We start from the raw sequence: 11,318 nt of genomic DNA on the forward strand, positions 1-11,318 counted from the left end.
ACATGCTGTCATCCGAACTATTGTGTCTCAATGAGTTGGAATGAGGATTTCTATGTTTAGCGGACAGTAATATTTAATAATAAAGTAATTCTGCCCATAACTATAATTCTGCAAAACAAGATACAATAAATCGGGGAAAGAAGTGTTATATTACCAAACAAAACAATAATGAACATCTATATCATCATCTGCCTGATATCTTTCTTGGTGAGTGCTGCATGTGGTTTCATCATCATACCACAGATACTAAATTTTTGTAAGGAGAGGCATCTTTATGACATACCAAATAAAAGGAAGATACACAAAAACGCAATCCCCAGATTAGGAGGGGTTGCTTTCCTGCCCTGTATGTTGGCAGCCACTGTAGTGGCTCTCGTGGTGTGGTCATACGCATATAATGGGAAGAAGATAAGCGTAAGTCCATGGACATATTTCTTCGCCTTAGGCATACTCATTATTTACATCACCGGCTTAACGGATGATTTATTTGGGGTCAAGGCTAAGAAAAAACTTATTATTCAAATTTTTTCAGCCTCACTATTACCTATATCATGGCTATATATTAATAACATGTATGGATTTTGCACCATACATGAGATACCCTTTTGGATAGGAGCGCCATTAACAGTAATAGTGCTTGTGTTCATAATGAACGCCATAAATCTCATTGATGGCATCGATGGTTTATCAGCAGGCTTATCGTTTATAGCCTTATCCGGTTTCTTATATGGATTCTTCTTGGAACAGATATGGGTATATTGTATTTTAATCGCAGGGCTTATGGGCGTATTAATATCCTTTTTATACTTCAACATATTTGGAAAAATTGAAGACAACAGGAAGATATTCATGGGCGATTCCGGCTCGCTTACATTGGGATATATACTTGGAGTGTTATTGATAAAGTTTTGCATGAATAACCCACACGTCATGAGCTATAGAAAAGAATCAATGTTCCTATCCGTTACTTTATTGATAGTTCCGGTATTCGATGTCTTCAGGGTTATCATTACTCGTCTATTGCATAAAAGGAATTTATTTCAACCGGATAAGAATCATATACACCATAAATTAATGAGAATGGGGCTTAAACAACATCAGGCATTGGTTGGAATTTTGTTATTGGCATTCTTTTTTATACTATTCAACACTTTAGCAAATGGCGTTCTAAATGTTACAACGATTATTATCGCTGATATTGTTTTATATACCTTGTTACACGTTCTTATTATAGATAGGTTAATAAGACGCAGGGGGTTATCACCATTTCAGTAGTTCTAAAATTTGACGAACTTAAACACTCGGTTACCTTCTCTCAACAGCAATTTATCCTTTGAGGTTTGGAAAGTAAAAGTTACCTCCAATCCATCTATAGCATAGAACTCAAGCAAAGAAGGATCCGTAATAAGTTCATCTCCGTTTTCACGATCATATCTATATGGAGAACTTAAAACAAGCGTATTTCCATCTTTCTTATAATAATAGAGCACACGCATATAGATATCACCTTTGGTCTCCAATTGAAGGAGTTTGCTTTGGAACGACCAAAATATGTTTTTATCAAGATAATCCACTGTTCTACCTTCCGTTTCTATTGAAATCAATCGCCACGTACCTTCCAGCTCTCCGGGCGCATTATCGGTTTCAAAAGAGCATGCCGAGAAGGATAAGATAAGGAAGAATAAAAAAGGATACAAGAAAATGGTTTTGTTCATATCATCTATCAATTAAATAATCCGACCTTGGCAACTACGAATTGGAAGCCATAGTTGATGCCGCCTAAAATAGAACCGAAATCTACCCCACAGCGACCTCTCAATGTAACGCCACGCAACCAATGGCTATTTGGTTTATGAAAGCTATAGGAGGTTTCAACGAGCATACTCATATTATGTCGTTTCTTCGAGTAAGGAGCATCGTAAGTGCCCCAACCCTCCTGATAAGTGGTCAAGAAACGCCAAGTGGTAAACTCAGTCGGACGACCACTCAAACCAATATGGTAGGCAATAAAACGATTGTTGCCGATATAGATATCCCCATTCTTATCATAGATGGGCGAGAGATATAACGGATTGCCCATTACTTGCCCCCAATGCTGATAGCCGGGATAGATATAATGATTGTAGTAATCGTCCTTGCCTCCTATATGATCGGGAATTGCCGGAGTATGGTCATGATAAATGGGACCGCTCTGATACTTGGTATAGAGATATTCAAAGACGAAATCATTAATCCAATGATTGGGATTGTAATTATATTCAAAACCCAACATCCAATCCTTGACATCATAGACAAGGTATTTCTTCTTCTTACGTATTTGCCATTCATCTCCCGACCCATAGCCATCATAGTCAAGCTGGAACATGGATGAATGGTCTTCAAAGAACTTATCGGCATAGATAGAGAAACTATGCCAATCACCGCTATATTTTATCTTTGCCACCCAACTCCCCAATTGGTCTCCCTGAACATTTTTATAGGTAGATTCAATAACGTCTGAACCTCCTGGGAAAAATGCCTTCCAATAATCTTTCACGCCCGTACCTCCATCAACCTTATCTATACCTCCCATATCATTGGGGATATAAGAAGTTCCGCCAAACAAGCATACCATCTCAAGTCCTAACTCGAAAGACCATGGGCAGAACACCTCTTCATTGGCAATCTTCAGGTATCCAGCTTTAGAATGATAAAGAACATTATCGGCATATTTTGACTTTTTAGCCGTAAAATCGTGCTGCCAATTATCGTCCGTCATCACCCCATAGGCTATATGCCCCTTCAGATGAAGCCAACCATTGCCAAAGGGAAGTGTCCAATATTCTGGTAGAGCCAGACGTACTTGAGGAACGGGACGAGCATTGATACCCAAAGTTTGGGAACCGGAACTTAACGCGTTGTTTTTCAATTCCATAGGTTGCTCTTTCGCGCCAATGGTAAGCGTTCCATGCCACCATTTTCCTTCAACGTAGGCTTGTTGTATTACAATATTACTGGTATAATTGACAGGTACAGCTATATCCAATCCATATCCTATCCCCCATTTTTTAGCATTATCAACTGACAAAGGTCGTTCTATCGCACCGCGAACATAACCATTCAACTTCTCAAGCGAACTTAACCCATATTGGTTGGCATTGAGCCATAATGGGGTCTTATTTCCAGAGAAACTCCCTGATGTTTCCAACTTATATTGAATATTTTGGAAAATGGGATTTTGGGTAGAGTCGTTCACAACTTCCCTCTCGACAGAAGCCTCAACGGATAGGAAGATGAATAGTGCAATGAGTATAGAGAATAGACGATTCATGATGCAAATTATTAACATGGCAAAGATAGTAAAAAAATATAATCTGCCGATGTCTTTCCCAAAAAAGTTGGCTCGTAAAGTCAATAATTATGTGGAAGTACAATTGCAAGAAAAGAATAATCAGTTTTAATATTTTTTCTTTTAAGGAAAAGACTCTAAAGTAGTCAACTTAAATCAGGAAACTATAAAGTATTTCATTTAGCGATTAACCCCAAATCGATGATTATGAAATAACACTATAAGACTTCCATACGATAGCCATCATTTTTCGTAAGTATAGGTATTGCATCGTAATACCTTAGCTTTTGGATGGCAAAAGATAAGCTTTTAGAGTGCAAAAGGTAAGCTTTTGAAACGCATAATGTAAACAACTGGTAATCAGGCTATTTCTTTATTAAAGATTTCCATTCCATTAATATACCTATCAGGTGCTTGTTTGTCCTATGGAATGTGCGCATGATTATTCTTTTTGCTTACGAATTGAAAAGGAAAATATGCTTTCACTCAAATTGACCATTAGAAACCAATTTAAAAGTGAATAAATCTTTAATGATTGATTTGGTTAAAGCGTAGTCAGGGGAGATATAAAAGTAAAGTAATTACTAAAAGACCGAAATAAAAGCTCGGGACTCTTTCGGAATAATCCATAAATGGCACTTCCACTTCCCGACATTTGGGCGTATAATGCTCCTTGTTTGTAAAGTTCTCTTTTTATTTCCTTCAATGCAGGATGCGAAGGAAAGATAGAGTCTTCAAAATCATTGGTCAGTATGTTTTTCCATTCACTTATTGGTTGTTGCACAGATTTTTCACAACTCATCATGGGAGTATTCGGATGAATGTTAGAAAAGGCTTCTTTAGTCGAAATTGCAATGTCAGGTTTAATAATCGCGATATGATATCCATTTAAGGAAATCTGACGTGAATCAAGAGGAGTTAATTTATCACCAATACCACTTGCGAAACATGGGGTTGAATGAATAAAAAATGCGCAATCCGCACCTAATCGAACAGCATAACCAATGAGCTGTTCCTCTTCGATATTTAATTTGAAAAAAGCATTTAAAAGTTTCAACATATATACAGCATCCGAAGACCCACCTCCTAAGCCTGCTTGCGATGGAATTCGTTTTGTAAGCTTCACGCGAATACTTGGCAAGCGAAAATCTTTTGCAAGCAGTTTGAATGCTTTAACTATCAAATTTTCTTGCGGAGTGCAATCGAGTTTATCTCCATTTTCTTCCAAATAACATTCCGGATTGGCAGAATACTGTCCGACATCAATTAGTTCCAAGGTGTCGCACAAAGGAACAGGATAGAATACTGTCTCAAGATTATGGTAACCGTCATTACGCTTGCCCACTATGTTTAATCCTAAATTTATTTTGCAACATGGATGCAGTATCATAACTATATATTAATTTATAATGTGATGCAAAGATAGAAAACTTAACGTATTATGGTGGTTAGATTTAAAGATTTTTTGTAATTTTGTGGCGTTATGCCTGAAAAGAAAAGTTCAACATCAAAAAGGACCGGTCGCCGTCAACAAGCGACAATCGATACGTCATTTGGTCATCTTCAACCACAAGCAGTTGATATAGAAAAGGTTGTGTTAGGCGCATTAATGATAGATAAAGATGCGTTTACCGTTGTATCTGAAATTTTGAGACCGGAGACATTTTATGAGCCTCGACATCAAAAGATATATGAGGCTATTCAATCTCTGAACTTGCAACAAAGACCGGTTGACATTATGACTGTCGCGGAGGAATTGCGACATAAAGGAAATTTAGATGATATAGGGGGACCAACCTATATTGTCGAATTAAGTTCTCAAGTAGCTTCCTCAGCACACATAGAATATCATGGGCATATTCTTGCACAGAAGTTCTTGGCGCGCCAACTCATTCAATTTGCCTCGATGATTGAAACTGATGCGTTTGATGAGACAGTTGATATTGATGAATTAATGCAAAAAGCCGAGGGCAATCTTTTTGAGCTTTCTCAAAAAAACATGGCGCAAGATTATACACAGATTGACCCAATTGTGAAACAAGCGCACGAACTGTTGCAAAAAGCCGCATCAAATAAGGACAACGGAGGATTAACCGGTGTACCTACCGGATATAAGAAGCTCGATGAGATAACGGCAGGATGGCAATTATCCGACCTTGTCATCATTGCCGGACGTCCGGCAATGGGTAAGACTTCTTTTGCTCTGAGTTTAGCAAAAAATATAGCCATTGATAACCGTTTGCCATTGGCATTCTTCTCACTTGAGATGAATAATGTTCAATTAGTTAATCGACTGATTTCAAACGTATGTTCCATACCGGGTAATAAGATATTGAGCGGACAACTTACACCGGATGAGTGGGAGCGTTTCGACAATAATATCAGGAAAATGGATGGTGCCCCATTTTATGTCGATGACACACCGGGGTTGTCTGTTTTTGAGTTGCGTACAAAGGCACGGAGGCTTGTGAGAGAACATGGTATCAAGATACTGATGATCGACTATCTACAATTGATGAACGCCAATGGAATGAAATTCTATAGTCGTCAGGAGGAAGTATCAACTATCAGTCGCTCACTGAAAAGTTTAGCTAAAGAATTGAATATTCCTATCCTCGCATTGTCTCAATTAAATCGTACGGTCGAACAACGTGATGGAATAGAAGGTAAAAGACCCCAGTTAAGCGACTTGCGAGAATCCGGGGCAATTGAACAAGATGCGGATATGGTACTTTTCGTGCATCGACCGGAATACTATCACCTTTATCAAGATGAAAAAGGGAATGACCTTCACGGCATGGCACAGATTATCATTGCCAAACATCGTAAAGGCGCAACAGGTGATGTTCTCTTAAATTTCCGAGGCGAATATACCCGATTCTCAAATCCAAACGAAAACGATTATTTAACTTCTCCACTTAATTCGGAAAACAATTTCGAAGGAGAGATAATTGGGAGTAAGATGAACGATGACCCATTTCCTGCCCCACCTAAAAATGGCAAACCGGATTTTTAAAGTCATAGCTTAAGGATGAGTTGGTAGGGTGTGTCGGTAAAGATATCAAAGGGTGAGTTTTCTGATGCAAGAGGATAAAAATACTATATACCCCGCTATGCTTCTACTATTGTTCGACTTTTTTCTTCTATTTAATAGACTTTTTTTGTCCAACTCGGTGATTTTATGTAAATTTGCCCTAAAATATTATCGTTAATACGGAAATGAGACAACTAAAAATCACACAGATGATAACCAATCGTAATGGAAGCTCTCTGGATAGATACCTTCAAGAGATTGGACATCAGGATCTCATTTCTACAGACGAGGAAGTCGAACTCGCTCAAAGAATCAAGAAAGGAGACCAAAAGGCACTTGAGAAACTAACGAAGGCTAATTTGAGGTTCGTTGTATCGGTTGCGAAACAATATCAAAACAACGGATTGTCGTTATTAGATTTAATTAACGAGGGAAATCTCGGACTGATCAAAGCAGCAAAGAAATTTGACGAAACAAGAGGGTTTAAGTTTATTTCTTATGCGGTATGGTGGATACGTCAGAGCATCATGCAAGCAATAGCAGATCAAAGCAGATTAGTGAGAATTCCCATCAACCAGTCCGGTACAGTAAAAAGAATTCAAAAGGCTTATGACAAATTTGAACAAGAGAATGGAAGAATGCCGAGCGTTGACGAGATTGCCGATGATATAAATCTTCCTCAAGACAAAGTTGAAGAAGCGATGAATGTTGAACATTCTCACATTTCAATAGACGCACCTCTGAACAGCGATGGCACCAAATTAATCGACGTGTTGCCTAACAAAAACCTATTACCGACTGACATACAACTGATCGAAGAAGGACTATATAAAGAGATTAAAAGAGCTTTGCAAAGGCTAACGCTTAAAGAGCAGATTATTGTTAAGGCTTTCTATGGTATAGATCAAAAAGAAATGTCTTTGGAAGAAATTGGTGAAAAAACGAACTTGACACGCGAGCGTGTAAGACAAATAAAAGAGAAGGCAATAAGCAAACTGAGAACTAACAATTCAAGTGAAGAACTGAAATCATATTTAGGACAATAAATTACATAAAATGAAAATATACAAACTTATTCTATTCGTCCTCCTTTTTTTAGGAGTAACAACCACCGGGACTGCAAAAGGCTATATCAAGACACATGTTTATATGTTTGGGGTAGCTGCATCATTTAATGACTCTACGGTATATTTTACGGATATTCAACATGTAGAAGTATATCTGGTTGATAACCGGACACATTTCCTCGTAAACCGAGATGACTATGCCTATCAATTAAAGAACTATCTTCAAAACACGAAAGAGAATAGACATCCGACATGCTTGGTGGTGTTTGCTGAGACAGAGAAAAAAGCCATGAAAAAGTATGTTAAGATGCAAGCGAAATATACAAAGACGAAAAGAAGATATATAGTAAATGGCATCAGCTCTAAACTTTTCAGTTTTTCAACCGTTGCCCCGGATGCAGAACAAATAATTGTTAATGACAAGAAATTAAAAAACCAGGCAAACACAGAGTTATAATCTTAACCAACATACTTCAAATGGTAGCATATGACTTTAGAATAGCAGAGCTAAGTGTTCGCATAAAATTTCAGAAAACAGATGTAAACGATATACATTTGTTACCTTCATTTCGACCATTCCTGACGAACTCTATAGATAATGAAATATTATTCCAACTGACGGTAGATGACACATTACAACCTGCCACTAAAGAAGAGAGGGAGAGAATTAGAACATTTGATACCGGGAATGGCGATACGATAGTGGACAAACTGCCGAATGGAGGATATCAATACATCATCAAGAATGTTGAGAATGCCGATTGCTGTTTGCTTCAGACAAACAAAGATTTCACAGAATGCAAGTGCGCATTAAACGGTCATCACAACATGAGAATGTTCGGATTGAATAATGCGCTTATGCTCATATTCGCATTTGCCGGAGCTCGAAAAAACACGTTGCTTATCCATGCCTCATTGGTTAGAAACAATGGATTCGGCTATGCGTTTATCGCTAAAAGTGGCACCGGGAAATCCACACATGTAAGTATGTGGCTGAGGTATATGCCGGGAAGCGATTTGATGAATGACGACAACCCCATTATCAGGATCATTGATAATGAATTATGGATTTTTGGAGGTCCGTGGAGTGGTAAAACACCTTGCTATAGGAATGTGAAAGCGAAGTTAGGAGCAATCACCAGAATTGATAGGGCGAAAACAAATTCGATAGAAAAGCTAAAACCTGTTGAAGCCTTTGCATCCATTCTTCCCTCTTGTTCAAGTATGAAGTGGGATTCTGACATTCATAATGCTATTTGTGATACAATTACGAAAATTGTAGAAACCACCGGAGTTTATACACTGCATTGTTTACCTAATGAGGAAGCTGCACAAGTTTGCTTCCGCACCATATCAAAAACCAGTGATGTCTGAAAAGCCATTATCCAAATCAGAATTACTATTAAGCAATGCAGAGTTACTACCAGAAATTGTAAAGTTGCTTAATGAGGGACACACAGTAACGCTAAAGCTCAAGGGAAAATCCATGCGCCCATTTTTGGAAGACAACAGAGACATGGCGTTGCTAACCAAACCGAAACAAATAGAAGAAGGAGAGCCGGTGCTGGCAGAGATAGAACCGGGACATTATGTGCTCCACCGCATTGTTAAACTAAGAGGTGAAAATATAACTTTACTGGGAGATGGAAATCTTACTCCCGAACATTGCACAAAACAAAATGTTGTGGGTACAGTAATTGGATTTTACCGCAAAGGCAGGACAGAGCTCGACAAAATCGATGGTAAGAAGTGGAAGACATATAGCTATATTTGGATGCATCTCTACCCTATAAGAAGATATATACTGGCACTCTACAGAAGAATATGGATTCCATTGTTTGGTGCTATATAATAATAAAAAAAGATTAACAAAATTATGAAAGCAAAAAAAGGTTTCAATCTCCGTCAGGTATGCGGAGAATATATTATTGTTTCAGAAGGTGAAAATAATATTGATTTCAGCAGTATCATCTCAATGAACGAGAGCTCTGCATTCCTTTGGCAGGAAGTTCAAAAAATGGAGTCTTTCACCATTGATGATTTGGTGAGGAAAACGACTGAACAATATGATGTTGAAGATGAAACTGCTCGACATGATATTATCGAACTTGTGGCACAATGGGGGAAATCAGGTATTATTGAAGGCTTTGATATTCCGGAAACAGAAAAAGGTGGAGAGTCTGAAGTATCACCAAGCAATAATGAAAGTTCATTAAAAAAACAACCGGACAACAAGAAAAAAAGCCTATTTAAAAGATTATTTAAAAACTAATCAGCACATAAGAATTAGTATTCAAACAATTGTAATTTTGAAACCAACAAATTATAAATTCTAATATGAAAGCATTACTTCTATCTGTTCTGGCATTGGGAATAACACTCACGACAGACGCACAAACTATCTTCAAGGCAAACTTTAACCAAGGAGACACAACCATCTATCAGTCTAAATCTAATTTAAAAATCAACGCTCCCATGGGAGGAACACAAGAAATTGCCATAAAACTCAATCAGCGTTATGTTGTTCTACATAAAAACAACTCAGGATATCGCTTGGAATTCACAATCACAAAGGTAGAGTATGAGGGAAACAAAGAATTGAAAGATCAAATGAATGATGTCATATCCAAGTATTTCTATAATATTCCGATGATCTATATAACCAACCTTGACGGAAAGATCACCAAAATTGAAAATTATGATGAAGCTGTAGGAAAAGCAAGCAAGAATGCCATCGCTGACATAGAGGAACTATATAAGAAAAATCCTAATATAGAAGCGGTGATGCCAAAAATAAAAGCAATCATGGCAATCAGTGAACAACTTTCAGAAAAAAACCTTATAGAGGATATAAACTCTAACACATTTTTCTATTATTACGGCAAAATACTGAAAACCGGAGACAAAGAAGAAAGAAAATTCCCACAGGGCATCAAAGGCATAACGACATACACCGTAACAACAACTTCTGACGAAACACAATTACATTGCACAAGCAAGAGCAATATGACTGAAAAGGATGTAAAACAGATGATTATAGGAAATATGAAGAAAACGGGACTGGGAGAAGAGGTTACATCCCAAATAGAAAATAACTGGGGGCAAATGCAGAGCATGGGCATGACAACTCTAACCTTTAATTCAGACGAAGACTACACGTTTCTTCCTTCCGGTTGGATGACAGATTATGCCTCAAACAGCACAGCCAAGGTAATGGGAATGAATATGCAGTTTGACCTCAAGACAAAGATAGTCTCAAAAAATTGGTAAGCAGTATCTAACCGTCTCATATTTACACAGTTCAAAACTTCTAAGTAGTCTCGCCCTTAAAAAGTAAACAACCTATTGATTACCAACAAAATAACTTCTTTATAATTATAAATAAGCATATTCCCTTGAGTTAGCCGAGGTATTGAAAACGCAAAAATCCTTCCCGGCGATATGGGAAAAGTTCAATAATGTCCTAAATTTTCTTTATTCATCTATCCAAAGCTTAGCTTTCACTTTCCAAAAGCTAAGCTTTTGCAATTGAAAAGGTCATGAATTGGAATGCAAAAGCTAAGCTTTTAAATCAAGATTAATATCATCCTGATTATCAATAGATTAAGAGACATATTCCCAATGCGGCTTTTGTAATATAATTTCGTGGTGATGGTCGGGACGAATGTTCACTATCAAGCGTTTGTTTATCATCACCTGAATGCGAATTGGAGGGGTGAGGAGATTGGCGCTATTCTCAGCATTGGAATAAAATATTATTACTGTCCGCTAAACATAGAAATCCTCATTCCAACTCATTGAGACACAATAGTTCGGATGACAGCATGTTAGTGACAAGCCCCCTTATTCATTTTCTGTTACCTCGGGTGGCGATTCAGCCGCTGCTTCA

11 protein-coding genes are annotated in these 11,318 nt (G+C 37.7%); 8 read left to right on the top strand and 3 right to left on the bottom strand.

Annotated features, from left to right (window positions below; genetic code table 11):
* Positions 1-168: 168 nt before the first annotated feature.
* The gene (locus ETF27_RS09060; protein ID WP_130829298.1) at positions 169-1,275 is read left to right on the top strand and encodes an MraY family glycosyltransferase; all 1,107 of its coding nucleotides are present in this window, start codon (positions 169-171) and stop codon (positions 1,273-1,275) included.
* A 2-nt stretch (positions 1,276-1,277) separates the two neighbouring features.
* Here ETF27_RS09060 and ETF27_RS09065 read toward each other — a convergent pair whose 3' ends face one another.
* From ETF27_RS09065 to ispE, 3 genes are all read right to left on the bottom strand, one after another.
* Positions 1,278-1,715 (bottom strand): lipocalin-like domain-containing protein, encoded by a 438-nt coding sequence (locus ETF27_RS09065; protein WP_130829300.1) that lies wholly within the window; start codon positions 1,713-1,715, stop codon positions 1,278-1,280.
* 8 nt (positions 1,716-1,723) lie between these two features.
* Complete coding sequence (locus ETF27_RS09070) at positions 1,724-3,310, bottom strand: capsule assembly Wzi family protein (protein WP_130829302.1); 1,587 nt, start codon at positions 3,308-3,310, stop codon at positions 1,724-1,726.
* A gap of 562 nt (positions 3,311-3,872) precedes the next feature.
* Positions 3,873-4,718 (bottom strand): 4-(cytidine 5'-diphospho)-2-C-methyl-D-erythritol kinase, encoded by an 846-nt coding sequence (gene ispE / locus ETF27_RS09075; RefSeq protein ID WP_130829304.1) that lies wholly within the window; start codon positions 4,716-4,718, stop codon positions 3,873-3,875.
* Positions 4,719-4,811: 93 nt separating this feature from the next.
* Here ispE and dnaB point away from each other — a divergent pair, with 93 nt between their 5' ends.
* The 7 genes from dnaB to ETF27_RS09110 all read left to right on the top strand — a co-directional run bounded on the left by dnaB (position 4,812) and on the right by ETF27_RS09110 (position 10,699).
* Positions 4,812-6,344: a replicative DNA helicase gene (gene dnaB, locus ETF27_RS09080; RefSeq protein ID WP_130829306.1), complete on the top strand. Its 1,533-nt coding sequence runs from the start codon at positions 4,812-4,814 to the stop codon at positions 6,342-6,344.
* 203 nt (positions 6,345-6,547) lie between these two features.
* The gene (locus tag ETF27_RS09085; RefSeq protein ID WP_130829307.1) at positions 6,548-7,408 is read left to right on the top strand and encodes a sigma-70 family RNA polymerase sigma factor; all 861 of its coding nucleotides are present in this window, start codon (positions 6,548-6,550) and stop codon (positions 7,406-7,408) included.
* 10 nt (positions 7,409-7,418) lie between these two features.
* Positions 7,419-7,886 carry a hypothetical protein gene (locus tag ETF27_RS09090; protein WP_130829308.1) on the top strand — a complete coding sequence of 156 codons (468 nt, stop codon included), beginning with the start codon at positions 7,419-7,421 and terminating at the stop codon, positions 7,884-7,886.
* A gap of 20 nt (positions 7,887-7,906) precedes the next feature.
* Positions 7,907-8,803: a hypothetical protein gene (locus ETF27_RS09095; RefSeq protein ID WP_130829309.1), complete on the top strand. Its 897-nt coding sequence runs from the start codon at positions 7,907-7,909 to the stop codon at positions 8,801-8,803.
* Positions 8,796-9,281, top strand: a complete 486-nt coding sequence (locus tag ETF27_RS09100; RefSeq protein ID WP_130829310.1) for a S24 family peptidase — start codon at positions 8,796-8,798, stop codon at positions 9,279-9,281. The genes ETF27_RS09095 and ETF27_RS09100 overlap by 8 nt, the downstream gene beginning before the upstream one ends.
* Before the next feature lie 24 nt (positions 9,282-9,305).
* The gene (locus ETF27_RS09105) at positions 9,306-9,701 is read left to right on the top strand and encodes a PqqD family protein (RefSeq protein ID WP_130829311.1); all 396 of its coding nucleotides are present in this window, start codon (positions 9,306-9,308) and stop codon (positions 9,699-9,701) included.
* Positions 9,702-9,766: 65 nt separating this feature from the next.
* Positions 9,767-10,699: a hypothetical protein gene (locus ETF27_RS09110; protein ID WP_130829312.1), complete on the top strand. Its 933-nt coding sequence runs from the start codon at positions 9,767-9,769 to the stop codon at positions 10,697-10,699.
* The last annotated feature ends 619 nt before the right edge of the window (positions 10,700-11,318 follow it).

It is taken from the genome of Prevotella brunnea (assembly GCF_008016795.1).
GTDB classification, from domain to species: Bacteria; Bacteroidota; Bacteroidia; order Bacteroidales; family Bacteroidaceae; genus Prevotella; species Prevotella brunnea.

Coding starts and splice junctions, on each gene's coding strand:
- ETF27_RS09090 (WP_130829308.1), top strand. CDS start 7,419: ATGAAAATATACAAACTTATTCTATTCGTCCTCCTTTTTTTAGGAGTA.
- ETF27_RS09100 (WP_130829310.1), top strand. CDS start 8,796: ATGTCTGAAAAGCCATTATCCAAATCAGAATTACTATTAAGCAATGCA.
- ETF27_RS09110 (WP_130829312.1), top strand. CDS start 9,767: ATGAAAGCATTACTTCTATCTGTTCTGGCATTGGGAATAACACTCACG.
- ETF27_RS09065 (WP_130829300.1), bottom strand. CDS start 1,715: ATGAACAAAACCATTTTCTTGTATCCTTTTTTATTCTTCCTTATCTTA.
- ETF27_RS09105 (WP_130829311.1), top strand. CDS start 9,306: ATGAAAGCAAAAAAAGGTTTCAATCTCCGTCAGGTATGCGGAGAATAT.
- ETF27_RS09095 (WP_130829309.1), top strand. CDS start 7,907: ATGGTAGCATATGACTTTAGAATAGCAGAGCTAAGTGTTCGCATAAAA.
- ETF27_RS09060 (WP_130829298.1), top strand. CDS start 169: ATGAACATCTATATCATCATCTGCCTGATATCTTTCTTGGTGAGTGCT.
- dnaB (WP_130829306.1), top strand. CDS start 4,812: ATGCCTGAAAAGAAAAGTTCAACATCAAAAAGGACCGGTCGCCGTCAA.
- ispE (WP_130829304.1), bottom strand. CDS start 4,718: ATGATACTGCATCCATGTTGCAAAATAAATTTAGGATTAAACATAGTG.
- ETF27_RS09085 (WP_130829307.1), top strand. CDS start 6,548: ATGAGACAACTAAAAATCACACAGATGATAACCAATCGTAATGGAAGC.
- ETF27_RS09070 (WP_130829302.1), bottom strand. CDS start 3,310: ATGAATCGTCTATTCTCTATACTCATTGCACTATTCATCTTCCTATCC.